This is a genomic window from Amycolatopsis sp. NPDC102522, from assembly GCF_055584485.1.
The window spans coordinates 339,636-364,560 of the sequence record NZ_JBVJLY010000002.1 but is presented as its reverse complement, the minus strand read 5'-3'; the positions used below and the strand labels follow the sequence as shown (position 1 = coordinate 364,560).

Annotated in this window: 26 protein-coding genes; 12 read left to right on the top strand and 14 right to left on the bottom strand. The window is 68.2% G+C overall.

From position 1 onward, the window contains the following. Positions 1-13: 13 nt before the first annotated feature. Entirely contained in the window at positions 14-841 is an 828-nt protein-coding gene (locus tag ACZ6YV_RS07635; RefSeq protein WP_465508862.1) for a class I SAM-dependent methyltransferase, read from the top strand. 14 nt (positions 842-855) lie between these two features. On the opposite strand, the gene ACZ6YV_RS07630 is transcribed toward ACZ6YV_RS07635, so the two are convergent. Continuing rightward, a complete protein-coding gene (locus ACZ6YV_RS07630; RefSeq protein ID WP_465509283.1) occupies positions 856-1,290 on the bottom strand; it encodes a MarR family transcriptional regulator in 435 nt (144 codons plus the stop codon). Positions 1,291-1,400: 110 nt separating this feature from the next. On the opposite strand from ACZ6YV_RS07630, the gene ACZ6YV_RS07625 reads away from it, so the two are divergent. Next, positions 1,401-2,072 (top strand): hemerythrin domain-containing protein, encoded by a 672-nt coding sequence (locus ACZ6YV_RS07625; RefSeq protein WP_465508861.1) that lies wholly within the window; start codon positions 1,401-1,403, stop codon positions 2,070-2,072. Positions 2,073-2,329: 257 nt separating this feature from the next. Next, complete coding sequence (locus ACZ6YV_RS07620; protein ID WP_465508860.1) at positions 2,330-3,145, top strand: hypothetical protein; 816 nt, start codon at positions 2,330-2,332, stop codon at positions 3,143-3,145. Positions 3,146-3,686: 541 nt separating this feature from the next. On the opposite strand, the gene ACZ6YV_RS07615 is transcribed toward ACZ6YV_RS07620, so the two are convergent. From ACZ6YV_RS07615 to ACZ6YV_RS07575, 9 genes are all read right to left on the bottom strand, one after another. Further along, on the bottom strand, positions 3,687-4,910 hold the full coding sequence (locus tag ACZ6YV_RS07615; protein WP_465508859.1) for an RNA polymerase sigma factor: 1,224 nt from the start codon (positions 4,908-4,910) through the stop codon (positions 3,687-3,689). Beyond that, entirely contained in the window at positions 4,911-5,306 is a 396-nt protein-coding gene (locus ACZ6YV_RS07610; protein WP_465509282.1) for a YciI family protein, read from the bottom strand. It abuts the gene before it with no gap. Between the two features lie 105 nt (positions 5,307-5,411). Then, entirely contained in the window at positions 5,412-5,966 is a 555-nt protein-coding gene (locus tag ACZ6YV_RS07605) for a 2OG-Fe(II) oxygenase family protein (RefSeq protein WP_465508858.1), read from the bottom strand. After that, on the bottom strand, positions 5,936-6,202 hold the full coding sequence (locus tag ACZ6YV_RS07600) for a 2-oxoglutarate and iron-dependent oxygenase domain-containing protein (protein ID WP_465508857.1): 267 nt from the start codon (positions 6,200-6,202) through the stop codon (positions 5,936-5,938). Before ACZ6YV_RS07600 ends, ACZ6YV_RS07605 begins: the two co-directional genes overlap by 31 nt. A 31-nt stretch (positions 6,203-6,233) precedes the next feature. Next, a complete protein-coding gene (locus ACZ6YV_RS07595) occupies positions 6,234-7,853 on the bottom strand; it encodes a DHA2 family efflux MFS transporter permease subunit (protein WP_465508856.1) in 1,620 nt (539 codons plus the stop codon). Between the two features lie 66 nt (positions 7,854-7,919). Next, on the bottom strand, positions 7,920-9,278 hold the full coding sequence (locus ACZ6YV_RS07590; RefSeq protein WP_465508855.1) for a UDP-glucose dehydrogenase family protein: 1,359 nt from the start codon (positions 9,276-9,278) through the stop codon (positions 7,920-7,922). 97 nt (positions 9,279-9,375) lie between these two features. Next, positions 9,376-10,566 carry a hypothetical protein gene (locus ACZ6YV_RS07585; protein WP_465508854.1) on the bottom strand — a complete coding sequence of 397 codons (1,191 nt, stop codon included), beginning with the start codon at positions 10,564-10,566 and terminating at the stop codon, positions 9,376-9,378. Next, on the bottom strand, positions 10,563-11,615 hold the full coding sequence (locus tag ACZ6YV_RS07580; protein ID WP_465508853.1) for a Gfo/Idh/MocA family oxidoreductase: 1,053 nt from the start codon (positions 11,613-11,615) through the stop codon (positions 10,563-10,565). Before ACZ6YV_RS07580 ends, ACZ6YV_RS07585 begins: the two co-directional genes overlap by 4 nt. Positions 11,616-11,625: 10 nt before the next feature. Beyond that, positions 11,626-13,065: an FAD-dependent oxidoreductase gene (locus tag ACZ6YV_RS07575; protein WP_465508852.1), complete on the bottom strand. Its 1,440-nt coding sequence runs from the start codon at positions 13,063-13,065 to the stop codon at positions 11,626-11,628. A 479-nt stretch (positions 13,066-13,544) separates the two neighbouring features. On the opposite strand from ACZ6YV_RS07575, the gene ACZ6YV_RS07570 reads away from it, so the two are divergent. The 8 genes from ACZ6YV_RS07570 (at position 13,545) to ACZ6YV_RS07535 (ending at position 21,477) form a co-directional block, all read left to right on the top strand. Beyond that, positions 13,545-14,570, top strand: a complete 1,026-nt coding sequence (locus tag ACZ6YV_RS07570) for a helix-turn-helix domain-containing protein (protein ID WP_465508851.1) — start codon at positions 13,545-13,547, stop codon at positions 14,568-14,570. A 107-nt stretch (positions 14,571-14,677) separates the two neighbouring features. Continuing rightward, complete coding sequence (locus ACZ6YV_RS07565; RefSeq protein ID WP_465508850.1) at positions 14,678-15,418, top strand: class I SAM-dependent methyltransferase; 741 nt, start codon at positions 14,678-14,680, stop codon at positions 15,416-15,418. Next, entirely contained in the window at positions 15,408-16,496 is a 1,089-nt protein-coding gene (locus ACZ6YV_RS07560; RefSeq protein ID WP_465508849.1) for a FecCD family ABC transporter permease, read from the top strand. Before ACZ6YV_RS07565 ends, ACZ6YV_RS07560 begins: the two co-directional genes overlap by 11 nt. Beyond that, positions 16,496-17,284 (top strand): ABC transporter ATP-binding protein, encoded by a 789-nt coding sequence (locus ACZ6YV_RS07555; RefSeq protein WP_465508848.1) that lies wholly within the window; start codon positions 16,496-16,498, stop codon positions 17,282-17,284. The genes ACZ6YV_RS07560 and ACZ6YV_RS07555 overlap by 1 nt, the downstream gene beginning before the upstream one ends. Continuing rightward, positions 17,281-18,264, top strand: coding sequence for an ABC transporter substrate-binding protein (locus tag ACZ6YV_RS07550; protein ID WP_465508847.1), 984 nt, complete (start codon positions 17,281-17,283; stop codon positions 18,262-18,264). The genes ACZ6YV_RS07555 and ACZ6YV_RS07550 overlap by 4 nt, the downstream gene beginning before the upstream one ends. Continuing rightward, positions 18,261-19,316 carry a cysteine synthase family protein gene (locus ACZ6YV_RS07545; protein WP_465508846.1) on the top strand — a complete coding sequence of 352 codons (1,056 nt, stop codon included), beginning with the start codon at positions 18,261-18,263 and terminating at the stop codon, positions 19,314-19,316. The genes ACZ6YV_RS07550 and ACZ6YV_RS07545 overlap by 4 nt, the downstream gene beginning before the upstream one ends. Further along, on the top strand, positions 19,313-20,503 hold the full coding sequence (locus ACZ6YV_RS07540; protein WP_465508845.1) for an ATP-grasp domain-containing protein: 1,191 nt from the start codon (positions 19,313-19,315) through the stop codon (positions 20,501-20,503). Before ACZ6YV_RS07545 ends, ACZ6YV_RS07540 begins: the two co-directional genes overlap by 4 nt. A 68-nt stretch (positions 20,504-20,571) precedes the next feature. Then, the gene (locus ACZ6YV_RS07535) at positions 20,572-21,477 is read left to right on the top strand and encodes an SDR family NAD(P)-dependent oxidoreductase (RefSeq protein ID WP_465508844.1); all 906 of its coding nucleotides are present in this window, start codon (positions 20,572-20,574) and stop codon (positions 21,475-21,477) included. 391 nt (positions 21,478-21,868) lie between these two features. On the opposite strand, the gene ACZ6YV_RS07530 is transcribed toward ACZ6YV_RS07535, so the two are convergent. The 3 genes from ACZ6YV_RS07530 to ACZ6YV_RS07520 are packed head-to-tail and all read right to left on the bottom strand — an operon-like array spanning position 21,869 to position 23,700. Continuing rightward, the gene (locus ACZ6YV_RS07530) at positions 21,869-22,441 is read right to left on the bottom strand and encodes a hypothetical protein (RefSeq protein WP_465508843.1); all 573 of its coding nucleotides are present in this window, start codon (positions 22,439-22,441) and stop codon (positions 21,869-21,871) included. Between the two features lie 11 nt (positions 22,442-22,452). Further along, a complete protein-coding gene (locus ACZ6YV_RS07525) occupies positions 22,453-23,037 on the bottom strand; it encodes a hypothetical protein (RefSeq protein ID WP_465508842.1) in 585 nt (194 codons plus the stop codon). A 57-nt stretch (positions 23,038-23,094) separates the two neighbouring features. After that, on the bottom strand, positions 23,095-23,700 hold the full coding sequence (locus tag ACZ6YV_RS07520; protein ID WP_465508841.1) for a TetR/AcrR family transcriptional regulator: 606 nt from the start codon (positions 23,698-23,700) through the stop codon (positions 23,095-23,097). A 95-nt stretch (positions 23,701-23,795) separates the two neighbouring features. On the opposite strand from ACZ6YV_RS07520, the gene ACZ6YV_RS07515 reads away from it, so the two are divergent. Beyond that, positions 23,796-24,500 carry an SDR family NAD(P)-dependent oxidoreductase gene (locus tag ACZ6YV_RS07515; protein ID WP_465508840.1) on the top strand — a complete coding sequence of 235 codons (705 nt, stop codon included), beginning with the start codon at positions 23,796-23,798 and terminating at the stop codon, positions 24,498-24,500. Here ACZ6YV_RS07515 and ACZ6YV_RS07510 read toward each other — a convergent pair whose 3' ends face one another. Next, complete coding sequence (locus ACZ6YV_RS07510; RefSeq protein WP_465508839.1) at positions 24,501-24,878, bottom strand: RidA family protein; 378 nt, start codon at positions 24,876-24,878, stop codon at positions 24,501-24,503. Positions 24,879-24,925: the final 47 nt, after the last annotated feature.

Below are 24,925 nucleotides of genomic sequence, written 5' to 3'. Positions count from 1 at the left end.
GTATCGTCCCGGAATGCGTCACCTGGTACCCCATTCAGCCCTGAAGACCTTGGGCCGATCGGCCCGCGGCACCGTCGGCCGGGGCCTGCACCGGCTCGCCCGGCGATTCCATGATCCTTATCCGGAACAGCTGGAACGGGTCGCCGCGGAACTGCGCGAGGAGATCGTCCGGCAAGGGGATCGCTGTTTCGATCGCGTCATCGAGTTCGAAATCCGGAGCCGCCGCGACATCATCTACGCCGGCGATCAGGACGCGGCGCGGGACAGCAACCGGTTCGCTCGTGAGCACCTGACCGGGACAAAGCACTTCGCGCGTCCACAAGAGACACTCGCGTACGCGCTTTCCCTTGCCCCGTCGGGGGGAATGGCCCTCGAATTCGGCGTCGCGAGCGGGAACACGCTGCGGGTGATCGCCAAGGCACGCGGCGGTGTCGAGACCTACGGGTTCGACTGGTTCCAGGGCCTGCCGGAGAACTGGCTCAACGGGATGCCCGCCGGTTCGTTCGCGCGGGACGATCTGCCGGACGTCCCCGGCGCCGAACTCGTCGTCGGCCTCTTCGCCGACACGCTTCCCGGCTTTCTGGAGCAGCACGAAGGCGTCGTCGATTTCCTTCACGTGGACGGCGATCTGTACAGCTCGGCGAAAACGGTACTGGACCTGGCAGGCCCGCGCCTGCGGCCGGGCAGCATCGTGCACTTCGACGAATTCTTCAATTACCCCGGCTGGCAGCACCACGAGCACAAGGCGTGGCTGGAATACGTCGAGCGCACCGGCGTCGAATTCGAATACGTGGCCTATACCTACGCCGACAACCAGGTCACCGCGCGGATCACGGCATGAACGGGTAACGCGTCCTAGTCCGTGAGCCCGTTTTCGTAGGCTCGCAACGTATCGATGAACAGCCGTCGTTCGGCCGGTGTGAGGGGTTCGAGCGCCTTCTGCCAGGCGCGGGCGCCCTGGGCGAGCCAGCCGTCGATCGCGGGCCGCATCCGGGCGGTGATGGCGACGATCCGCCGCCGCCGGTCCGCCTCGTCCTCACGCCGGTCGAGCACGTCCTTCTTGGTCAGTTCCCCGACCATCAGGCTCACCGTGGTCGGGGCGACCTCGAGCCGTTCGGCCAGTTCGTTCACCGTCATCGGCCCGTCGAAGAGCAGGTACGACAGCAGAGACAAGTGACGCGGAGCCAGCGACAGCGACTGGAGTTCTTCGGGGATCTTGATCCGCTTCGCGCGGCCGACCATCCGTGGCATGAGCAGCAGCAAGGCCCGGACGGCGTCGTCGACTTCCATGTCCTCGGTTGACACCGGGCACCCTCCTGGATACCTTTGCAAGCAAAGAAGCTTTGCTTGCAAAGCAAAATGGCTTTCAGGACGATGTTACCTGGGGAGTACCGTTGCTGATGACCACCGCGGACGCCGGGACAGGGCGTCCCCGTCGTACCCATGTCGACTGCCGCCGGTCCGGGAGCGGGTACCTGGCGTACGCGCCGGACGTCGATTCGCCTTGGTACGAAGACCTTCTCGTCAGTCCACAAGCGACACTCGAAATCGACGGGATGCCGCACGCCGCGCGTGCCGTGCCGCTCGAAGGCGGGGAGCGGGGTGTCGCGCTGTACCTGCTGGAAATCGACGCCGCGCGGGGCTGGGCGATCGCCGATCAGTTGCTCGTCCACCACGGCGAACTCCGCAAGGCGCTGGCGGCCGCTCGGGCCGAACTCGACGGCGTGCCGATCGCGGGCCCGCCCGGGTTGCGACGCGAACTGCTCGGCCATTGCGTGACTTTCTGCAACGGCCTGCGCATGCACCACCTCCGTGAGGACGGCGCGTTCACCGCGATCGAGAAGGCCCATCCCGGACTCGCGCCGACAGTGAACCGGCTGCGCGAAGAGCATGAAACCGTATCCCGCGCGCTGCTCGACCTCGACGATCTGCTGCAGGGCAAGGGGGAACTCGAAAGCGCCGCACTGCGTGAGGAGTTCGAGCGGGTCGCGAATGGACTCGAAGAGCATTTCGCCTACGAGGAGGCGAATCTTCTCCCGGCGCTTCGCGGCGACGGCGAACAGTCGCCCTGAGCGGCCGCTTTTGTCACAGCTTGGGAACGAGCCTTGATCGAACTGCTGACCGAAGACGGGCGCTGCGCACTCGGAACGCGCGTACGGTTACTCCGAGCGGGTGAGAGCGGCGGGCCACCCGGCGGGAAAAGCCGGTAACGAATATCCGATCCGGGGCGACTGATCGTTGTCCGCACCGATCGGCGCGACGCCCCCGACCGGAATAGTGAGAACCGATGAAGCTTCGAAGAGCCTCACTTCTGTCTCTGGTGGCCGCAGTGGCCACGATCATGCTCGTCGCGCCGGCGTCCGCCGTCGCGGCTCCGCCGACCAGTGCGGTGGAGGTATCCCCGACCACTGTCCAACGTGGACAGACGTTCACCGTCAAGCAGACGGTGTACAACGCCGACGCGACCTCCACCATCGAAGGTGGCAAGGCGACGCTCTACGGCAAGGAATCCTCGATGCCGGGGATCGTCGACCTGGTGTCCTGTCCCGGCGCGTTCGCCTGTGACATGCTCGGCGGCAGCATCCGCGGCGGGGTCGGTTCCGTGACCCCCGGCCAGAGCAAGACCGTGCTGTTCACCTTCCGGGTCAAGGACGACGCACCGCTGGGCAGCGTCACCCTGCAGCACCAGTTCGTCGGCGAAAACTACAGCTTCGAGATCCTCGAAGGCCCGGTGCTGACCGTCACCGGCACGCCGAGCGCCGCCGACCTCGGTGTCACGCTCACCGCGTCCCCGCGCGGGATCCTGACGTCGTCGATCGACTACACGGTCAAGGTCACGAACGCGGGCCCGGCCGCGGCGTCCGGGATCCGGGTGGCGTCGACCCTCGGCAACGGACTGGGCTTCACCGGTTCCTCCGCCTGTTCGAACCCGAGCGGCACGAAGGTCGTGAACTGCGACTTCCCGTCACTCGCGTCCGGAGCCAGCGTCACGGCCAAGTTCACGGCGGCCGCCGGACTGCTGACCCTCGGGCCGGTCAAGACGACCGCGACGATCACGCAGAGTTCCGTCGCCGACCCGAACGCGGCCAACAACACCGCGTCGTCGACCTGCACCGCGATCACCGGTCTGCTGCTTACCTGCTAGCGCCGCAGGACTCGTGAGTGGTAAGTCGCGTTAGAACGACACTTGCCACTCACGACCCGCCGCAACGACCCTCACCGCCACGTCTATGTCGCGAAAGCCACTTTCGCGACATCAGACGTCCCGAAAGCCACTTTCGCGACACCAGGGTGGCGGTGAGGTGTCGGTCCGGGTGGTCGTGAGTGGCGTTTCGGGTTCTGTTGAGGGGTAAGGCAGAGGTGTCGGGTCGACGAGGGCGCGAGTTGTCACTCAGGGTGAGGGGTGTGTGGAAATAGGGACGCTCAACGTCCCTATTTCCACACGCCCCCTGTTCGACTGTCGTGACCGGTCTGGTCACGACAGGACTGTGTGGATTTCTGGTCATCCAACGCACCAAAATCCACACAGTCGAGGTCAACGACCCGGTGTCGCGCAGAGTCACCGACACCGTCCACAAACACGCCAGGTTTGCCTTACCCCTCAATAAGCCGAAGCGCCACTCACGACCACCTCGGCCCACCCACCAACAAGACACCTTCGCCCACCCCTCAGGAACCCGAACCACTCACGAGCGTAAGCGGGTAGCGCGCGAGTGCAGATAGCGTTGGTGCGGCAGGCTCGTCGCGCGGCGCGCGGCCTCCACATAGGACTCGACGGCCTCGGCGGTCTCGCCGGCCATCTCCAGCAGATGCGCGCGGGCGGCGTGGAACCGGTGGTCGCCCGAGATCCGGTCGCCGAGCTTTTCCAACGCCACCAACCCTTCTCGCGGTCCGCGGGCCATCCCGGTGGCGACGGCGTGGTTCAGCGCCACCACGGGATTGTCGGAGAGCCGCAGCAGAAGTTCGTACAGTGCCTCGATCTGCGGCCAGTCGGTCTCTTCCGCAGTCGGCGCCTCGTCGTGCAGCGCGGCGATCGCCGCCTGGATCTGGAACTGCCCGGTCGGCCCCTGCGGCAGCGCTTCGGACAGCAGCGCGATGCCCTCGGCGACGTACTCGCTGTTCCAGCGGCTCCGGTCCTGTTCCGACATCGGTACCGGCGCGCCGTCCGGCCCCGTCCTCGCCGGACGGCGCGCGTCGGTGAGCAGCATCAGCGCGAGCAGCCCGGTGACCTCGCTGTCGTCCGGCAGCAGCCGATGGACGATCCTGGTCAGCCGGATGGCTTCGGCGGAAAGCTCGGCCCGCACCAGTTCGGGGCCGGACGTGCTCGCGTAGCCCTCGTTGAAGATCAGGTACAGCACGTGGAGCACCGCGGCGAGCCGTTCGGCCTCCGCCGGCATGCCGAACGGGACGCCGCTGGTCTTGATACCGGTCTTCGCGCGGCTGATCCGCCGCGTCATCGTCGCTTCGGGGACCAGGAACGCGCGCGCGATCTCCGCCGTGGTGAGCCCGCCGACAGCCCGCAGTGTCAGCGCGATCTGCGACGCGGGTGACAGGGACGGGTGACAGCACAGGAAGAGCAGGATGAGCGTGTCGTCGGAGTCGGCGGCCCGCCGGTCCGCCGCGGGCGCGAGGTGCTCCTCCGGCAGCGTCCACTGGACGACGGTGTCCTCACGACGTCGCCGCGACTGCTCGGCGCGAAGCAGATCCGTCAGCCGACGTGAGGCGACCGTGATGAGCCAAGCGCGCGGATTGTCCGGGCGCCCCTCGGCGGGCCAGTGCGTCGCGGCCGCGAGCAGCGCCTCCTGCGTCGCGTCCTCCGCCAAGTCGAAGTGGCCGTACCGGCGGACGACGGCGCCGAGGACCTGCGGCGAAAGCTCGCGCAGCAGGTCTTCGACGCCGCTGTCCGGCACCTAGAGCTCCAGCTCTTCGAAGCTGTCGGCGCACGGCCGGATGTCGACGTACCACTCGCGGCCGAGGTCGCTGCCCGCCGGATACGGGGTGTTCGCCAGCTTGGCCGCGATCTCGGTCGCGCGGTCGTAGCTCGCGCAGTCGACGATCGTGTACCCCACCAGGACCTCCTGCGTCTCGGCGTAGGGGCCGTCGGTCACCACGGGGGCACCGTCGCGCAGGGAGATGCGGCGCGCGTGCGCCGGCTGGGAGAGACCCTGCGCGTCGACGAACTCACCGGTCTCGACCAGGTCGTTGTTCCATTTGCCCATGAACTCGTGCAGCGCCGTGACCTCGTCGGCGCTCCAGTTGCCACCGATGCTTTCGAGATCCTTCTGCGACCCCATCATCATGATCATGTACTTCACGGTTCTCTCCTCTCGGCGGGCACCGTTTCGGCGCCTTCTGCCGGAGACGTCGGAGCCGCCGGACAGGACCGGACATCGTTCGCCGGGAATTCTCCCTCAGCCGCGGTCGGCGGCGGTGTTCATCGCGTCGGCCGGTTCGAGGGTCCGTCCGCCGGTGATCTTCGCGTAGAGATGCGCACCGCCGAGGACCGGCGGATACTTCGGCGGGTTTTCGGGAGATTGGCAGGTCGGGAGGCATGCGAAACGGGCGTCGTGGTCGCCGTCGAAGAAGAACGCCACACTCCGCCGCCGCGACGGCCCCGGCCCGGACGGCGGTACGACCCGGTGCAGGGTGGAGCGCCAGCGGTCGTTGGTCCATTGCGCGGTGAGGTCGCCGAGGTTCACCACCAGTGCGCCCTCGGCGGGGATGACGTCGTGCCAGGCGCCGTCGGGACCGTGGATCTGCAGGCCGGGGACGGGATCGGCGTAGAGGACGGTGACGATGCCGTAGTCGGTGTGCGCGCCGAGCCGCATCTGGCCCGGCAGCGGTTCGGGCGCTCCGGCGCGGCGCTCGAAGTGGTTGACCCGAAGGTTGCGCGTCGGATGGCGGGTGTAGGCGCCGAGATAGCCGTCAGGGAGCCCTAGCGCCTTCTCGAAGATCTCCAGCAGCACTCGCGCGACGCGGTGCGCTTCGGCCTCGTACCCGGTGAGCGCGGGCCGCAGGCGCTCCGGCGGGCCGGGCCAGATGTTGGGGGCGAAGAAGCCGTACGGATCCTCGCCTGGGGGATGCCGTGCCCGACGACCTGCAGGAACCCGACGCGCGTCAAGGCCTCGTCGACGTCGTGCGCGAGCTTCGCGCGGTCTCCGCCGTCCCACGTGCTCAGGTCGACCGTCGGTACGAGAGTCATCCTGCGACGGTAGCCAGGCCGGCGCCGGTGATCACCGGGTCGCGGTCATCCGATCGGGCGATCTGTGCTGCCCGATCGGCCGTCGCCGGGTCGCTCGCATGCCTGCTGTGCACAGCAGGCCGAGGACCAGCACGCCGACAGGAAGCAGGAAGGCGGCCTTGACCGCGTCCGTGAGCGCCGCGCCGGTGACCTGCGCGGCCAGTTCCCGCGCGTGCCCGGCGACCTCCGGCGGCAGACCTGACGGAAGCGCGGGGGTGCCGCCGAACTCGGTCGCGGCGGCCGCCGACCCGGCCTCGCCGGTGAAGCCGCTGACGAACTGTCGCCGGAATTCGGCGGGCAACGCGGCCGCGGCCTCGGTCGCCCTCGCCGCCAGTGAGGCGCTGGTCTGTGCTTGCAGCAGGACGCCGACAGCCGCGCTGCCGAGCACCCCGCCGACCTGACGCGCCGTGTTGAAGATGCCCGACGCGCTGCCGACCAGTGAACGCTCGACCGAGTTGAGGGTCACGTTGTTCATCGGGGAGAAGGTGAACCCGACCCCGAGACCGCACAGCAGCAGACCGGGAACGAGGGCCTGCGGCGAACTCGCCGGGATGATCACCAGCGAAACGACGCCGAGGCCGCCGCCCAGCGAGACCAATCCGAACATCAGCAGGTACCGGGGGCTCACCCGGTCCGACAAGCGGCCGGCGAACGGCGCGACGGTGCCGGACACGACGGCGAGCGGCGCGATGAGCAGACCGGCGTCGGCGGGGGACAGGCCGAGTACCGACTGGACGTAGATGACGAGCAGCAGGAGCATGCTTGTCATCGCGAAGCCGACCATCACCGCGGACGCGGTGCCCAGCGAGAAGTCACGGTGGCGGAAGATCCGCAACGGCAGCAGCGGCTCACGGCGGTTGGCCCGTTGCCACAGGACGAAACCGCCCAGCAGCAGCACACCCGCCCCGATGACGGGGAAGATCCCGATTCCCGCGCCGACCGTTCCCCAGTCGTAGGTCTGTCCATTTTGGATTCCGAAGACGACGCAGACGAGACCGGCGCCGAAGAGCAGGATCCCGGGAACGTCGAAGCGGTGCGAGTTCCCCGGTCGCCAGTCGGGGACGAGGACGAGCGTGAGCACCAGCGCGATCAGCCCGACAGGGACGTTCGCGAAGAAGATCCACTCCCAGCCGAGATGGTCGACGAGCACACCGCCCAGCACCGGACCGGCGATCATGGCGAGGCCCGCGACACCGCCCCAGGCACCCATCGCCGGGCCGCGTTCGTCCGGCGGGAAGAGATACGTGATGAAGGCCGTGGTCTGCGGGGTCATCAGCGCGGCGCCGAAACCCTGCACCGCGCGGGCGACGATCAGCGTCTCCACTTCGCCGGAAAGCCCGCACCACAGCGACGCTCCGGTGAACACCAGGAGCCCGGCCACGAAGACGCGCTTCGGCCCGAACCGGTCACCCAGCCTGCTCGCGGGCAGGATCGGGACGGCGTAGGCGAGCAGGTACACGCTGGTCACCCAGATCACCGCGGTCAGTTCGGTGCCGAGTTCGCGCACCATCGACGGCACCGCGATGTTCACGATGCTGATGTCCAGCATGACCATGAAGAAACCCAGGCACAGCGCGAAAAGCGCGTGCCAGGATTTGGTTCGCTTCGTCATCGGTCCTCCCGTTCCCGGCACCGGAAGGGGGACGACGAGCAGGGCCACTCGTCGTCCACCCCGGGGTCAACCCGCTTGGCCGACCATGTCGGCGGTGCGCGACAGGGGAGTCCTGACGCTGTCCGGACGGCCGATGCCCTGGTACGAAAGCCCCGTCCGCGCCACGGTGAGCGGATCGAGGAGGTTCCGGGTGTCGATGACGGAACGGCCGTCGAGCCGGTCGGCGATCCGCGCCCAATCGAGGGCGCGGAACTCCGGCCATTCGGTCAGCAGCACGATCGCCGCCGCGCCGTTCGCCGCGTGATAGGCGGTTCCGGTGATCCGCACGTCGTCGGTCACGCCCGCCACCGGCGCGTGGACGCTGGGGTCGTAGCCGACCAGTTCCGCGCCTTCGGCCGCGAGCCGCTGGGCGACAGCCAGCGCCGGGGAATCCCGCAGATCGTCCGTCCCGGCCTTGAAAGTCAAGCCCAGCAGGCCGATCCGAGTGCCGGCCAGTTCGCCGCCGACGGCCTTGCGCACCTTGTCGACCACCAGCTCCTGCTGCTTCAGGTTGGTCTCGATGGCCGCTCGCAGCAAGGCGAAATCGCTGCCTGCCGATTCCGCGATGCGCAGCAGGGCGAAGGTGTCCTTCGGCAGGCAGGAGCCGCCCCAGCCCGGTCCGGGGCGCAGGAACGACTTGCCGATCCGTTCGTCGTACCCCATTCCCGCCGTCACGTCGTCGATACTCGCGTCGAGGTACTCGCACAGTTCGGCGACGGTGTTCACAAAGGACAGACGCGTCGCCAGGTAGCAGTTGGACGCGTACTTGATCATCTCCGCGCTCGCGGAATCGGTCACCAGCACGGCGGTGTCGAGCTTCTCGTACAGTTCGGCGACCCGGCGGGCGGAAACCGGATCACGATCGGCCGAGCCGACCACGATCCGGTCGGGATTCAGGAAGTCGTGGACAGCGAATCCTTCGCGCAGGAATTCGGGATTGGACACGACCGCCACGTCGGCGCGATCGATCAGCCCCGCGACACGGGCCGCCGTGCCGACGGGAACCGTCGACTTGTTCACCACGACGCAGCCGGGCTTCAGCAGATCCCGCACCTCGGTCACGACGGATTCCAGCGTGCGCAGGTCGGCGGCGCCGGTCGCGCCCATCGGTGTCGGCACGCAGAGGATCACGATGTCCGCATCGGCGGCGGCCGTGCTCGCGCCGAGGACGAATCCCAGCCGCCCGGACGCCAAACCGTCCACCACCAGTTCGCAGATCCCCGGCTCCCGGAAGGTCGCCTCACCACGCCGCAGCGCGTCGACCTTTTCCCGGTCGACGTCCGCGCAGACGACCTGGTGTCCCAACGACGACAGGCACGCGGCCGTGGTCAGCCCGACGTAGCCCGCGCCGATCACGGCGACCTTGGCCACCGACGATGCGTCCATTTCCCTCACCCTCCAGTTTTCGACGCCGTCGGGCAGGACGGGGCCGCCCCGCCCGATGGCATCGCGAAATACGGATTTCAGCCGAACAAGCCGTGCGTCACTTGGCGTGCGGAATCGCGCGGATCCCCGGGTACGGGGTCTCCTTGCCGAGGTAGTCCACCGTTTCGAACAGGCCGATCGCGCCCATCGGATAGCGGGCGCCCGCTTCCGCCGCGAAAACGCACGGAAGGATCTGCTTCCGCTCCGAGGCGGCGGCCTGGTTGCTCTTGCGGATGTGTTTGTGGGTGTGGATCAGGATCGGCATGTAGCCGCCGCCGAGGAACGACCCCGCCTGCAGGACGGCCCCGCCGACGCAGTCGATCACGCAGCCCTTGCCGAGGATCGCGTCGCGGCCCTGGTAGTAGTACGAGGGCGTGGCGAGCGTGCCGTGCTCCACATGGAACACACCGGCCGCGAGGCCGATGATCGAGCGGCCGCAGGTCCGCAGCACCGATCGGTAGAAGTCGACCAGGATCGGCCGGACGGTCGTGTCCGGTAGCGCGTATTCCCCGCACATCAGCGTGATGCGCATCAATTCCGCGAGCGTGAGGTTGCTGCCGTTCTCGCCGGGGAACTCCTGGTCCCACGGCACCAGGTAGTCCGAAGGCGCCACCATGGTCGTGCCGACGTCTTCGAGGATCAGCCGTTCCGCCTCTCCCACGGATTCCGCCTGCCGGACACCGCCTCCGATGATCCGCTGCGCGAGCAGGTGCCTGCTCTCCAGCGTCTTCGCCCGGCTGGCCGCGATCAGGATGTTGAGCCTGCCGGTCACCGTTTCCGGGATGTCGAAAAGGTGGTCGATGCCGTCGGTGGGAACGGCGATCTTCGCCTGCAGGCCGCGAACGGGCAGCGGTTCGTACGAGTCGACGACCTCCTTGAGGGCGTCGGCGAACCGGCCCGTCCCGATCCGGACGAGCCTTTCCGCGGCCAGCGCCCGGTAGTCGTAGGGGATGGAGGTCGACGTCGACAGCACGACATCGGCGAGCAGGGCGCGATACCGGTCGTCGTCCAGGGAGTCCGCGGCCAGTTCCAAGGACAGGTAAGGGGATTCGTCGCCGGGACCGTGGATCCAGCTCGCGGTGAAGGGAGCCTCGAATCGGCACGCCTTTCCGAACAGCGCGCGGGCGTCGTCGTCGTTCTTGATCTGGCCGGTGACCTCGGCGAGTGCCACCTCCCGGTCCGAGACTTCGGCCAGCATGTCCTTGGCCGGTCGCAACAGCGTCGAAAGGTCCTCAATGCTTCGAGTCATGCTTCGCTCCCAATTCGGGTGAGTGTTTTCTCCGGAAAGGTTCCGGTGACCATGGCCGAACCCAGCGCGGCGAGGAACCGGTGCTCGGCGGGCCGGGTCACCGAGGTGCCCTCGTCGATGTGCAGCAAGAGGTTCAGCTGCGCCAGAAGCGCCTCCTCGAAATGGTTGACGGCGATCAGGAAGTGGTGCGCCCGCGCCGTGTTCCGGATGTGCACGGCGTGGATGTTCTTGTGGTCGGGATCCGCGCCGAAGAACGGTTCGAAGACCAAGGTGACGTTTTTGCCCGAGCGCAGTTCCACGTCCGCGAAGCGGTACCGGAACTCGGAGCCGTAGGGGATGACCGAGGGTGCGATGAAGTCCCTCGAAACGTCTTCGGGGAAGGCGAATCCGGCCAGGTCGGGGAAGGCGATGGCACCGGTCGACGACGTGTAGAGCTCGACCTCCGGCAGGCCGGGCGCCGACGTGCGCACCCGCAGTTCCGCCGTCACCGACGTCGGCACCGTGCGCAGATACCTCCGGTACTGATCGGCCGGAAGGACCGAGCGAAGAATGCTCAGCATGTGAAAACCCTCGTAGCCGGCCTCGCCGTACTGGGTGTCGACGAACCTGCCGTTCGCGACGTCGAGTTCCCGGTTCTTGGTGAATTCGACGGTGATCTTCCGGATCGGATCGAACTCGCCGAATTCCCGGACTGACGCGGCGAATCGCCGCACGGCCTCGCTGTGCGAATAGACGTCGTTGACGATGATCCGGGCGCGGGGATGACGCTGGATCGTCCGGCGGAGACCGGCGAGTTCGTCCGGGTAGCAGGCCGGTTTTTCGAGCAGGACACGGGCATCGGGCCGAAGCCGCAGGATCTCGTCGACCACGGAGAGATGGGTGGCCGTCGGGGTGGCGACCACCCAGGCATCGACCCCCGCGGGATCCGGCACCCGGTCCACCCGGCCCCAGTCGGCGCCGTTCCCGGTGTCCACGGTGCCGATCCGGTGCCCCGCCTGCCCGTAGCACGCGGCGTACAGCGACCCGATCTTGCCGAAGCCGACGATCACGATCCTCTTCTCAGTCGGCGACGGTGCCGGCATGGGCCTTCCCTCCTCGTGACCGGATGGCGTGGCGGGCGGCGGACGTGCCCGCGGCCCGGCCGAGGACGGCGCCCGCCATCAGTCCGGTGCCGCCCGGGTAGCCCTGGTCGTAAAGGCCGCCGACGATCACGCCCGCCGCGTAGAGGCCGCTGATCGGTTCGCCGCCGCCGCGCACCTCGGCGTCGGGCGTCACGGACAGCCCGCCGTAGGTGAAGGTCAGGCCGCAGACCACCGGGACGAACAGGAACGGCGGCGTGTCGAGCCGTTTCGCCTCACCCGAGGCGTTCAGCCGCTGGATTTCGGCGGTCAGGTTCGCGGCGTCGATGCCGAGCCGCCGGGCGCCTTCCTCGATCGAGGAGACGCTCACCGACGCAGGGTCGCCGAGGTAGCCGTTCGGGAGCGAGCCCGCCGCGACGACCTTGTCGTCGAAGATCTGGAAGGCGATCCGGCCCGGCTGCTCCTGGATCTGCTGTCCCAGCGTGACGTAGGTGAGGTTGCTGTAGCCGGATTCGTCGAAGAAACGGCGTCCTTTCCGGTTGACGACGACGCCCAGCGGAAAGGCGTACCGGGCGAGGCCGTGGGATTTGTGCATCTGCCCCGGCAGCATGTGGTCGGGCAGCGCGGTGCCCTGCGGCGTGGTGTGGCACTTTTCCCAGTTGCCCGCGGTGTCGGCGCCGATCTCGACGGCGGCGGCGAGCGGAGCGCCTTCGTTGAACGGCACGCCCCGCAGCTTCACGTCCCGCCACCGCGCGCCGAGGTGGCGCTCACGCAGCCGGGTGTTCGCCTCGAACCCGGCCGATGCCAGCACCAGCGCGCCGGCGATCACCGGGAACGCGGGCCCGGAACCGTGGAGCAGGTACCGGCCGTCGGCGGTCTTCTCGAAGCCGGTGACCGCGCTGTCGTAGAAGACCGTTCCGCCGAGCCGTTCGAACCGGTCGAAGTTCCGGTCCTGCAGGCTCTGGCCACCGCCGTCGAGAACGATCGGCACGTCGCCGGGCAGCGGGGTCGGCCTCGGGGCCCAGCGCTGGCCGAAGTCGCGCATCCAGGTGATCGTGTCCGTCGAACGGCGGATGATCGATTCGATGAGGGCGACGTCCACCTGGTCCCCGGACACCCGCAACCAGTCGTCGAGGTACTGCTCGTCCCGGTATCCGGACCGGCCTGCCAGTATCTCTTCGACCCGGTCCTTGTCCGCCTCCCGCAACAGAGAGGCGATGAAGGGGCTTCCCTGCCAGGAGAACCGCATGGTCCTGGTCAAAGAACTGTTCCCGCCGCGCAGTTCCTTCGGCGCGGCTTCGAGGACGGCGACGGAGGTCGCGCCCGCCTGCAGTGCGGCTATCCCCGCGCAGAGACCGGCATTACCCGCGCCGACGACCACGACCTGCCTTTCGGCCGCATCACTTTGCCCGCTGTACATCAGCAACGCTCCAGATAATCGGATGTTCGCCATTTGTGGTCGACCGATTCCGCTGCTGAAAACGCAGCGTTATTTCCTCGCCTATGCTGGAATTGTCGGCATGCGAGAGTATTTCTTCGGAATCGGTGGATCAGCCGCCCAGTCCGGGTGACGGCAAGCGTCACCCGGTGTTCAAAGCAGAGATTTCAGTGGATGCCTTCCGAGGTGAACCAGGTGTTTCCGCCGGGTTCACCGTCGCCCTTGACGATGGACTCACGGATTCTTCTCGTTTGCTCACGTTCGGAGCCCGGAATTCCCGAGCCTCCCCCGGTGTGGCCGGCGTGGTGCCGACTGAGGTCAGCCTGACTTCCTGACCAGCGCGTGGGCAACCTTCGAGTAGTTCGGCCTTGTTCGAAACTGTTCGAGTGGCCCGAACAGCAGATTCCGACACCGCTGAACGGCGGTATCGCGGCTCAGATCGGCTCCGTCAATCTAGAACGATGATCGTTGATGAGGGGGGCGACGACGGGGAGTCGCCGGCGTCAGTTCAACCACCGGACTCAGGGGCTTCACCGGCTGAGTTCACGGCGGCACTGCGCGTATTGAGAACGTGGTCCGGCTTGACTTATCGGCAGCTGGCCGGACGGGCGAAAGAGCTCGGGGGCACACTTCCGGCGAGTACGGTCGCGACCACGCTCGGCCGTACCACGCTGCCCCGTGAATCGTTCGTCGAGACGTTCACGCGCGCGTGCGGGCTCGACGACGAACAGGTGCGGCGCTGGCTCGACGTCCGGACGCGGATCGCGATGGGGGTTCCGCTGCGGATCGTCGACGACGTGCCGGTGACCGCCGTCCCGTCGCCGGAACCCGAACCGGAACCGGTGCCGGGGCCCGCATCGGGACCGCCTCGCCGTCGGCGCCGGCGCTTGCCGACCATCGTGATCGCGATCGTGAGCGTCGTCTTCGTCTGCACCCTGGGATATCTGACCCGGTCCTTCGTCGCGTCCCCCAAGAACAAGGCCCCCGTGGCCGCGGTGCCGGGGCTGGACGTGCGGGAAGTGGGCAGCTGGGCACAGATCCGGCCCGCCCGCTCTCCCGAATTCTGCCTGGCCGAGGGGACGGACCGGACCCAGCTCTACTCCGGCACGATCGTCGCCCAGCAGCCTTGCGGTGGCGAAACGTCGCCACGGGTGTTCATCGACCCCGTCGGGGACGAGAACGCCGTGCAGATCCAGTGGCACCATCCGGAGACCGGGGTCGGCTGCCTCACGGTCGTGAACGAAGGACTGGGGCACGACCTGGTCGAACCCCGCGACGACTGTGACGACGATGGTATGGACCAGCTGTTCACCATCGCCTCGGCCGGGCCGGCGGAGGTCGGGCGCTTCGTCATCCGCCCTGTCGGCACCAGTCAATGCCTCGGCCTGCGTGATCTGGACACCGTCGCGGGTACCGAGGTCGTCCGCGAACGCTGCTCCGACGCGCCTGATCAGACGTTCTTCATCGACCTGATCCCGCCTCCGTGACCGCGGTCGCGTGATCACTCCACGAGAAAGGTCGGCACACCGGGAACCGAAGACGACTCTCCGACGACTTGTGGGGCTGAATCCTGCGGCGTGGCGAGCGGAGAGAGATGCACTGGTACGAGGACGACGACCTGTGGGTCGGCTTCGCGGACGTCATGTTCCCGCCCAGCCGGGCCGAGGAGGCCGAACGCCTGACGGCCACGTCACCGCTGTTCGAGTTCGCAGATGGCGCGAAGGTGCTCGACCTGGCGTGCGGCCCGGCGATCCACGTCGTACCGCTGGCCAGGAAGGGCGCCGACGTGACCGGCGTCGACCTCAGCCCGGCCATGCTCGAACGGGCGCGCGAGGCCTGTGAAAGCGCGGGAGTCGCCGCGAAGCTGATCCAGGCCGACATGCTCGAATACGTCGAGCCCGGCGCGTACGACCTGATCGTCAACATGTACACCTCGTTCGGCTACTTCACCGAGCCCGGCGACAACCTCACCGTGCTGCGAAACGCCTACGCCAGCCTCGCGCCCAGCGGCAGGCTGCTGATCGACGTGCTCGGCAAGGAAGTGCTGGCCGGCTGGGTCGGTCGCCCGAAGGCGGTCGACGTCGAGGGCGGGACGGTGTTCATGCGCGACACCATCCTCGACGACTGGACCCGGCTCGAGACCGAGTGGACCCTGGTCCGCGACGGCGCGGCGAGGCAGGCGTCGATCCTGTCCTTTCTCTACAGCGCCGCGGAACTGAAGGCACTGTTCGAAACGGTGGGCTTCACCGGTGTCGAGTGCTTCGGCGACTTCGACGGATCGCCTTACGACAACCACGCGCGCCGCCTGATCGTGCGCGGTGAACGTGCCGGCTGAACCGCTCCGCCTGTTCGCGGAACCGGACGACGACAGAGCCGCTCGTCCGCTCCGGCTCACCGGCCCGGTGCTCCTGCTTTCGGCGGCGCTCGTGCTCTCACTGATCGCGGGCATCGCGCTCGGCCCGACCACCGTCGCCCTCCCGGATGTTTTGCGCTACCTGGGAAAGGCGATCACCGGCGGCGTCATCACCGGCGACGAGGTCACCGGGTACTCGATCGTCTGGCAGGTCCGCACCCCTCGGGTGCTGCTGGCGGCCGTGGTCGGCGCGGGGCTCGCGGTGGTCGGGGTCGCCGTGCAGGCCCTGGTCCGCAACGCCCTCGCCGATCCGTTCGTGCTCGGGATCTCCTCGGGTGCCTCGGTCGGTGCCGCCGCCGTCGTGGTATTCGGCCTGTTCGCGGGGCTCGGCGTGCTGGCGTTGTCGACGGCCGCCTTCCTCGGCGCGCTGGCCGCGACGGCGCTGGTCTACCTCGCCGCCCGCAGCCGATTCGGCCTGACGCCGTTGCGTCTCGTGCTCACCGGGGTCGCGCTCACCTACGCCTTCCAGGCCGTGATGAGCGTGCTCGTCTACCTCTCGCCGAACGGCCAGGCCGCGCAGACCGTGCTGTTCTGGCTGCTCGGCAGCCTCGGGTCGGCGACCTGGGCGTCCCTGCCGCTGGCCGCGCTCGGCGTGGCCGTCGCGATCGTGGTCCTGCTGCGCTACGGCACCGCGCTCGACGTCCTGTCCATGGGCGACGAGACCGCGATGAGCCTCGGCACCGACGCGGCCGCGTTACGCCGCTGGCTCTTCCTGCTCACCGCTGTCGTCACCGGGCTGCTGGTCGCCGTGAGCGGCTCGATCGGGTTCGTCGGACTGGTCCTGCCTCATGTGGTGCGGATGGTCGCCGGTTCGGGACACCGCCGGGTGCTGGCGCTCGCGCCGCTGGTGGGCGCGGTCTTCCTGGTGTGGGTCGACCTGCTCGCCCGTACCCTCGTCGCGCCCGAAGAGCTTCCGCTCGGCGTGATCACCGCGCTGATCGGCGTCCCGGTGTTCCTCGTCGTGATGCGGCGCCGCGGCTACGCGTTCGGAGGTCGCTGATGCTGTCCCTGAACGAACTTTCCGTCGAGGTGGCCGGATCGACGCTGATCCGCGAGCTGCACCTGGACGTCGGCGCGGGCGAGGTCGTCGGCCTCCTCGGACCCAACGGCAGCGGCAAGTCGACGGCGTTGCGCTGCGTCTACCGGGCGCTGACACCGTCCGGCGGCGCTGTCCTGCTCGACGGCACCGATCTCGCGGAGCAGGGCTTGCGTGACACCGCCCGCCGGATCGCCGCGCTCACCCAGGACAGCCGGGCGGATCTGGACTTCACCGTCGAGGAGGTCGTCGCGCTCGGCCGGTCGCCGCATCAGCGCGGCAACCTCCGGCTTTCGGCCCGCGAACGCGCGCTGTGCCGGGAAGCGTTGCGGCGCTTGGACATCACCCACCTCGCCCAGCGCAGCGTGCTGACGCTTTCGGGCGGCGAACGACAGCGGGTCCTGGTGGCCAGGGCGCTCGTGCAGGAACCCGAAGTGCTGGTCCTCGACGAGCCGACCAACCACCTCGACGTCCGGCACCAGGTGGAACTGCTGAAGTTCCTGCGCGACTGCGGCCTCACCGTGCTCGTCGCCCTGCACGACCTCAACCTCGCCGCCGCCGTCTGTCACCGGATCGCGTTGCTGCGCGGTGGAACGCTCGCCGCCTGCGGCACCCCGGCCGAAGTGCTCACGCCCGAAACGGTCCGCACGGTCTTCGGCGTCGAGGTCACCCAGGTGACCCATCCCGTGACCGGCGCGCTCCAGTTGCTTTACGACCTTCCCGCCGATGAAACCGAGGGGATCTCACGATGAAGCCGTCCAGGGTGATCGCGCTCTTCGCCGCGGCACTGCTCCTGAGTGCCTGCGGCGCCCAGGTCGAGGCCGGACCGGCCGCGCCGGCACAGGCCACGGTGACCAACTGCGGCGCGCAGGTCAGCTTCCCGGCGCCGCAGCGTCCGGTGGCCTACGACGTTTCCGGTGCCGAGAAGATGTTCGCGCTCGGGCTCGCCGGCCGGATGCGCGGCTACGTCATGAACTCGCTCGGCGATCCGTCGATCGCGGGCTCGCCATGGAAGGACGACTACGCCAAAGTCGAACGGCTCGGCACCTCGCGGGTCACCCGCGAGATCCTGGTCAACGCCAAGGCGGACTGGGTGATCGCGGGCTGGAACTCCGGGTTCAGCGAGGAACGCGGAATCACTCCGAAACTGCTGGAGCAGGTCGGTATCCGCAGCTATCTGCACACCGAGACCTGTTGGGAGTACCCGACCGCGAAGTCGGAGGTGACGCCGTTGGAGGCGCTCTACACCGACCTGCGCAACCTCGGCGACATCTTCGGTGTCCGCCAGCGGGCCGACGAACTGGTCTCGGAACTCAAGGGACGCTTCGACAAGGTCCGCGCCGGAGCGCCGAAGACCCCGCCCGCCAAGGTGTTCGTCTACGACTCCGGCACCGACCAGCCCTACACCGCCGGGAAACACGCCGCTCCCAACGACATCATCGACGCCGCGGGCGGAAGCAACGTCTTCCGCGACCTCCAGGACGGCTGGGGCAGCGTCGGCTGGGAAGCGGTAGTGAAGGCCGAACCCGAGGTGATCGTCGTGGTGGACTACGCCGACCAGCCCGCGACGGACAAGATCGCGTTCATCAAAGCCGCGCCGCAACTGAAGAACACGCCCGCCGTGCGCGACAACCGGTTCCACGTCGTCTCCTACGGGGACCTCGTGAGCGGTCCGCGCAACGCGGCGGGCGCCGAGTCACTGGCCGCGTACCTGCGCTCGATCGGCCGGTGACCGCGATGACCGCGCCGGTCCACGAACACGTCACCGACGCCATCAAGACACCGGCGTTGATCCGGCTCACCTCGAACGTCGTGCTGATCCGCTTCGAAACCCTGAAGGTCTACGCGGCGCTCGGCGCCGTCCGGTCGCTGCTCGCCGACGGTACCGTCCGAAAAGGACAGACGCTGATCGACAGCTCCAGCGGGATCTACGCGCTCGCGCTGGCGATGGCCTGCCACCGCTACGACCTGCGCTGCCACATCGTGGCGTCCACCACCGTCGATCTCACCATGCGCTCGCAGCTGGAGATCCTGGGCGCGACGGTGGACCAGATGCCGCCGTCCGAGGATCTCCGCCTCGACCAGCGGCGCCGGGTCGCGCGCGTGCACGAACTCCTGGAACGGCATCCGGACATGCACTGGATGCGGCAGTACCACGATCCCGTGCACTACCTGGGGTACGGCGAGGTCGCGGACCTCGTCGCCCGCGCGCTGCCGTCCGGCCCGCTGACCGTCGTCGGCAGTGTGGGCACCGGCGCGTCCACCGGCGGGATCGCGCGGTCGCTGCGCGAACGCGATCCGGACGTCCGCCTGACCGGGGTCCAGCCGTTCGGCAGTGTCACCTTCGGCAGCGAGCGGTTCACCGATCCGGACGCGATCATCGCGGGGATCGGTTCCGCCATCCCGTTCGGCAACGTCGATCACGAACTGTACGACCGGATCCACTGGCTGGACTTCGTGCACGCCATGGCCGCGACCATCGGCCTGATGCGCGATCACGCCATCTTCGCCGGGCTTTCCACCGGTGCCGCGTACCTCGTCGCGGGCTGGGAGGCGGCGCTGAACCCGGAGCGGACGCACGTCGTGATCGGTGCGGACACCGGACACCGTTACACGGCAAGGGTCTTCGCCCGGCATCGGGAGGCTGTCGACCCGGCGGGGCTCGCGCCGCGCGAGATCGCCTCGCTGGACGACCTCGCCCTGCCGTGGGCGGCGATGGAGTGGCGGCGCCGCCGATTCGGGATACCCGCGCAGCAGTTGTACCGGAAGGAACGGGTCTCGTGACCATCGTCTTGTTGGAAGCGCTCACCTTCGGGCTGGGCAGGCTGGCCGACGCCGCGGCGGAAGCCGGGCGGAAACTGGTGCTGTTCACCGGAAACCGCGAGATCTACCGCTACGAACTCGGCATCCTCGCGCCGGGCAGGGTCGAGGTCGTCGACATCGACACCACCGACATCGCGGCCTGCGAAACCGCGTTGCGCGCGATCCCGGATCTCGCCGGGATCATCAACTCGACCGACACCTGGGCGCTGCCGGGTGCCGAGCTCACCGCCCGGCTCGGCCTGCCCGGCCCGGACGCGGCGGCCGTCCGCGTGCTGCGGGACAAGGGCGCGGTGCGCGATCTGCTGTACGAACACGGGCTCACCCGCGGCAGGCCGGTACCCGTCGAGGCTGCCGAAGAACTCGGCTTTCCTTTGGTGGTCAAGGATTCTTCGGGAACGTCGTCACGTGGCGTGTGGCTCGTCCGCGACGCGGCCGAACTCGACCGGGCCCGGCAGGAGGCGAAGGACACGCCGCTCAAGGGGCACCTGATCGCCGAACCGTATTTCGCCGGGCCGCTCTACAGCGCGGAAACCGTCACCTGGCAAGGAATGACCCGGCTGCTCGGCGTCCTCTCGCGTCAGCTGTCGCCCGAACCCGTGCGACGCGAGGAGGCCGCCGCGTTCCCGGTGGTCTTCCCCGAGGCCGAAAACGCCGAACTGGCCGACTGGATCGGCCGGGTGCTCAAGGCTGCCGGACACGATCAGGGCTTCGCGCACACCGAGTTCGTGCTCACCGCGGACGGGCCGGAGGTCGTCGAGATCAACATCCGGATCGGCGGGGCGATGCTCGGCGAGGCGCTGTGCCGGTCGCTGGGCACCAACGTCTATTCCGCGATGATCTCGATGGCGCTGGGCGAGGAGCCCGCTCTGCTCACCCAGGAGATCGGCGGGGGACCGGGGATCGGGTTCGTCCTGGCGTACCCGGCCGGGGAAGGCGTGCTCAAGGGCTGGTCCGGGCTCGACAGGCTGCCCGGCCTGCCCGGTGCGCCGGAGTGGTATCCGACGGCGAGTCCCGGTGACGAGATCCGGCACCTCGCGGATCAGCGGTCCTGCACCGGGATCGTGCTGGCCGAAGGGCCGACGGCGGAACTCGCGCTGCATCGAGCACTCGCCGCGGCGGGCGGGATCACGCCGGAGATCGGTTCTTGAGAGTTCTCTCAGATAGATAGTTCTACTTTCTGTTTTGGAAAGTGAGACTATCCATCTGGGAGGAACCTGTGGGCAAGGCAGTGGGCAGGCGCGCGGTACTCGGGGGCGCGGCGGCGGCCGGTGTCGCGATGCTGGCCGCGAACCCCGCCGCGGCGGGGGAAGACCGGCGGCGGTTCGCGGGCAAGGTCGTGATCGTCACGGGAGCGACGTCGGGGATCGGCCGGGCGACGGCCATCGCCTTCGCCGCGGCCGGTGCCAAAGTCGGTTTCTGTGGCAGGCGGGAAGAGCTCGGCCGCGAGGTCGAACGGGAGATCCGTCACGCGGGCGGAGAGGCGACCTACTTCCGGGCCGACGTCCGGGTTCCCGAGCAGGTACAGGCCTTTGTGGACGGTGTCGCCCGCCGGTACGGCAGGCTTGACATCGCGTTCAACAACGCCGGGATCCACATCGGCAAGCCGTTGCACGAGATCTCCCTCGACGAATGGGAAGACGTGCAGCGCACCAACGCGCGCGGGGTTTTCCTCTCGATCAAACACGAGGTGCCGCATCTGCTGAAGGCGGGCGGCGGGGCGATCATCTGCACCGCTTCGGCGCAGGCCGACCAGACCAGGCCGGGACACGCCGCCTACACCTCCAGCAAACGCGCCGTGCAAGGTCTGGTGCGCGCGGCCGCGCTGGACTACGGCGCGAAGGGGATCCGGGTACTGTCGATCGACCCCGGAACGATCGACACCCGCCTGGTGCGTCCGCCGGGTATCCCGGACGACCTGTGGGCACAGTTCAAGAAGGCTTGGGGGCCGCTGAACGTCCACGGTCTGCCGAGGATGGGCGAGGCGTCGGAGATCGCTTCGGCCGTACTCGCGTTGGCGTCGCCGGATTTCGGCTATCTGACCGGGACTTCGGTGCTCGTCGACGGCGGCTTGAACACCGGACGGCCGATGGTCATGCCGCCGGGGTTCACCCCTCCTTCCTGAGCGCTGGAGGCACCGGTGAGTGTCGCGAAAGCCACTTTCGCGACATCAGACGTCCCGAAAGTGGCTTTCGCGACACGAGAAGCGGCGATGAGGCGTCGGCGGGGACGGGCTTCGCGCGGGTACGCACTCGGCGTGTTGCGAAAGCCACTTTCGCAACACGCCCCGGAGCGTGGGCCGCGGCAGGCGTCGGCCAAGTGCCTCGTGAGCGATAAGGACGGTTGGAACCAAAGGCGTCTTAGGTACCTGCTCCTGATCCCAGGCCGTGTCCGTGAAGGCCTCCTTCCCTCGGCTCAGCCGAAGAAACTCGACCTTCACCCCTTCTCCAAGTACGTGAAGGACCCCTTCACTGCGCTAGGCGCAATGAAGGGGTCCTTCACGTACCTCAAGCGGGTCAGGGAGTGGGCACGCACTTCTTCGCGGCGGCCATGGCGGCCAGCATTTCCGGCGTGTCCATTTTGACCGCCGCGAACGGATCGGTGGTCTCCGTGAGCGGTTTCTGCGCCGCCTCCAGGGCTTTGAGGCCGGCGTCCAGCGCGGTCTGGCTCTTGGAGGCGTCCAGCTTCCGCTTTCCTTCCGCCGCCGCGTCCCTCGCCGTCGTGTAACTGTCCACAAGGGACTTCTTGGCCGTGTCCCCATCGGGAATCGGGGACGCGGGCAGGGCATTCAGCCCATCGACGACCTTGCCCGCCAATTCGGCCCGGACCCCGAGGCTGTCGCTCAGCCAGGGTCGCGTCACCTCGACGCCGGAGCCCTGCTTGCTCGCGTGGTCGTTGCTGGCCTTCACGTAACCGAAGATCGCGCCGCACATCCCGTCCAGCCAGGCCACCGTCTTGGTGTCCGGCTGGGGTGTGGTGGACGTCGGGGTGACGGTGACTGTCGGCGGTGGGGGAGCCGCCTCGCCCGAGCAGGCCGTCACCGCGAACAGCGCTCCTGTGAGGAACACGAGCAGAGTTTTCGTTTTCATGGGGACTCCGGTCAGCGAGGGGACGCGCAGTTCTTGGCCGTGGCCGCGGCGGCCATCAGCTCCGGCGTCTCGAGTTTGAGTGAGGGCAGGAGATCGGGAGTGTCCGTGACCGGCTTCTGGGTTTCGTCCATCGCCTTGATCGCCGCGTCCATGGCCGCTCCGTTCCCGGACTTCTCCAGGCGCTGCTTCCCGGCGTTCGCCGCGTCCCTGGCCGCGGTGTACCGGTCCACAAGGGACTTCTTCACCGCGTCGCCGCCGGGAATCGGCGACGGGGGCAGCGCTGTCAGGTCGTCGACGACCTTGCCCGCGAATCCCGCGCGGATCCCGAGTTCTTCCTTCAGCGCGCCGCGGGTCACTTCCGTTCCCGACCGCTGCTTGCGCGAGTACTCGTCATGGGCCTTCATGTAGCCGTACACCGTGCCGCACACCCCGTCGAGCCACTCGACCGTCTTGGCGTCCGGCCCGGCAGGCGCAATAGGCGCTGTGGACGACGGAGTGGCTGTGACGGTCACGGGCGCCGGTGGTGGCTCCCCGGAACAAGCCGTCGTCGCGAAAAGGGCCCCCAGCAGGGCAACGAGCAGAAATTTCGTCTTCATCGGACCTTCCCTCCGAGGTGAACACGTTCCGGAGGAGGTCTGGGTTGCCCGCGGGTTTCAGCCGCAGCCGCCCATGACCCGGGCCAGCTCGCCGGGCAGCATCGGCGGTTCCGGCAACGGGTTCGCGGCGGGCGCACGCATCCCGTCGAACAGCAGGGCGAGATGGCGGCGCCAGACCTCCGGCCGGACGTCCGCCGTCGCCTCCACGGTGCGCGCGATCCCCCAGGTCACGAAGGCCATGTCTTCGAGGGTGAAGTCGGCGCGCAGAGCCCCGCTCTCCTTGGCGCGTTCGACGATCCGGTTCATGAGTTCGTACCCGCGTTCGAGGTCCTCGGTCTGTGGCGGCCGTGTCGAGGCGAGTTCGTTGTAGCCGCGATCGGCGGCCTGGAGTTCGCAGACCCGTTCGACGAAGGACGTCAATCCGGCCCAGCCGTCGTCGAGGGACAGCGCGTGCTCGGCCAGCTTCGCGACGGTCTCGGTCCGGTCGGCGAAGACGGCGCTCACCAGATCCGCGCGCTGGGGGAAGTGGTTGTACAGCGTGCCGATGCTGACGCCGGCGGCCCTGGCGATCTCTTCGAGCGCGACGTCGAGGCCGCGGACCGCGTAGAGCCCCCTGGCGGCCTCGACCAGCAGGTCGCGGTTGCGCTGGGCGTCCTTCCTCATGACCACATCCTAGTCAAGTTGAAGGTGGCCTCAAGTTGCGTGTACGTTCGAAGAAGTTGAGGGCATCCTCAACTTAGTGATTCCGGGAGGACGAAATGACCAAGACGCTCGCGATCTTCGGCGCCGGACCGGTGTTGGGGCTGTCTCTCGCCCGCCGCTTCGGCCGCGAGGGCTTCCGTATCGCCCTCGTCGCGCGCACCACCGAGAACCTCGACGCGCTCGTCGCCGAACTCGACGGCGACGGCATCGAGGCGAAGGGGTACGTCGCCGACGTCTACGAGCCGGCGCGGATCGAGTCCGCCGTCGCCGCCATCGGCCGGATCGACGCGGTCGCCTTCAACCCCGGCGGCGGGGATATGGGGGAGGGCATCGCGCCGGTGCTCGACGTCGATCCGGAGAACCTGCGGCTCATCTTGGACCGGTTCCTGGTGTCCGCGGTGGCGCTGGTCCGCGCCGTGCTGCCGGACATGACCGAGCGCGGCGACGGCGCGATCCTGTTCACCGCGGGCCAGTCCGGTCTGTATCCGTCGCCGTTCCTCGGCAACATCGGCATGGCGCAGGCCGCGTTGCGGAACTACTTCCACAACCTGAACGCCGTGCTCGCCGAGAAGGGCGTCTACGCCGGAGCCGTCAACGTCGGCGCGCTGATCGAGGGCAGCGTTCCGCATCGGGTGCTCACCTCGAGCCCGCTGGACTTCGAGCCCGAAGTGATCCACCCGGATGTCTTCGCCGACGCCTTCTGGAAGCTCTACGAGACTCGTGAGGCTCCCGAAGCGCTGGTCGGGTCGTTCGGGAAGTAGTTACTTCTCGATGGCGTACGCCTCGATCTCGACCTTCATCTTCGGGTCGAGCAATGCCGAGACCTCGACCATGGTGGCCGCGGGCAGCACGTCGCCGAAGGCTTCGCGGTGCGCCCGCGCCACCAGGTCGGCGTCCTTGATGTCGGTCACGTAGGTGACCGTGCGCACCACCGCGGCCAAGCTCGAATCAGCTTCCCGCAAAGCGGTTTCGATGATCGAAAGCACGGCCGAGGCCTGTTCGTACGCGTCCCCCGAACGGAACGGTTCACGCGCCGTCGTCCCGGAAACATGGATGTGGTCGCCGACGCGCACCGCGCGGCTGTAGCCGAAAATCTGCTCGAAGTCCCCACCGGAGGAGATGTTCACCCGCTCAGTCATGCCCGAACGAAAGCACAGCGGCTGCTTGAGCGGAACCGATTTCGTCT

Bases quoted from the DNA above. Each gene is read 5' to 3' on its own strand.
- ACZ6YV_RS07635 (WP_465508862.1), top strand. From the start codon at position 14: ATGCGTCACCTGGTACCCCATTCAGCCCTGAAGACCTTGGGCCGATCG.
- ACZ6YV_RS07630 (WP_465509283.1), bottom strand. From the start codon at position 1,290: ATGGAAGTCGACGACGCCGTCCGGGCCTTGCTGCTGCTCATGCCACGG.
- ACZ6YV_RS07625 (WP_465508861.1), top strand. From the start codon at position 1,401: ATGACCACCGCGGACGCCGGGACAGGGCGTCCCCGTCGTACCCATGTC.
- ACZ6YV_RS07610 (WP_465509282.1), bottom strand. From the start codon at position 5,306: ATGATCATGATGATGGGGTCGCAGAAGGATCTCGAAAGCATCGGTGGC.
- ACZ6YV_RS07600 (WP_465508857.1), bottom strand. From the start codon at position 6,202: ATGACTCTCGTACCGACGGTCGACCTGAGCACGTGGGACGGCGGAGAC.
- ACZ6YV_RS07595 (WP_465508856.1), bottom strand. From the start codon at position 7,853: ATGACGAAGCGAACCAAATCCTGGCACGCGCTTTTCGCGCTGTGCCTG.
- ACZ6YV_RS07590 (WP_465508855.1), bottom strand. From the start codon at position 9,278: ATGGACGCATCGTCGGTGGCCAAGGTCGCCGTGATCGGCGCGGGCTAC.
- ACZ6YV_RS07585 (WP_465508854.1), bottom strand. From the start codon at position 10,566: ATGACTCGAAGCATTGAGGACCTTTCGACGCTGTTGCGACCGGCCAAG.
- ACZ6YV_RS07575 (WP_465508852.1), bottom strand. From the start codon at position 13,065: ATGTACAGCGGGCAAAGTGATGCGGCCGAAAGGCAGGTCGTGGTCGTC.
- ACZ6YV_RS07570 (WP_465508851.1), top strand. From the start codon at position 13,545: ATGATCGTTGATGAGGGGGGCGACGACGGGGAGTCGCCGGCGTCAGTT.
- ACZ6YV_RS07565 (WP_465508850.1), top strand. From the start codon at position 14,678: ATGCACTGGTACGAGGACGACGACCTGTGGGTCGGCTTCGCGGACGTC.
- ACZ6YV_RS07555 (WP_465508848.1), top strand. From the start codon at position 16,496: ATGCTGTCCCTGAACGAACTTTCCGTCGAGGTGGCCGGATCGACGCTG.
- ACZ6YV_RS07550 (WP_465508847.1), top strand. From the start codon at position 17,281: ATGAAGCCGTCCAGGGTGATCGCGCTCTTCGCCGCGGCACTGCTCCTG.
- ACZ6YV_RS07530 (WP_465508843.1), bottom strand. From the start codon at position 22,441: ATGAAAACGAAAACTCTGCTCGTGTTCCTCACAGGAGCGCTGTTCGCG.
- ACZ6YV_RS07525 (WP_465508842.1), bottom strand. From the start codon at position 23,037: ATGAAGACGAAATTTCTGCTCGTTGCCCTGCTGGGGGCCCTTTTCGCG.
- ACZ6YV_RS07520 (WP_465508841.1), bottom strand. From the start codon at position 23,700: ATGAGGAAGGACGCCCAGCGCAACCGCGACCTGCTGGTCGAGGCCGCC.
- ACZ6YV_RS07515 (WP_465508840.1), top strand. From the start codon at position 23,796: ATGACCAAGACGCTCGCGATCTTCGGCGCCGGACCGGTGTTGGGGCTG.
- ACZ6YV_RS07510 (WP_465508839.1), bottom strand. From the start codon at position 24,878: ATGACTGAGCGGGTGAACATCTCCTCCGGTGGGGACTTCGAGCAGATT.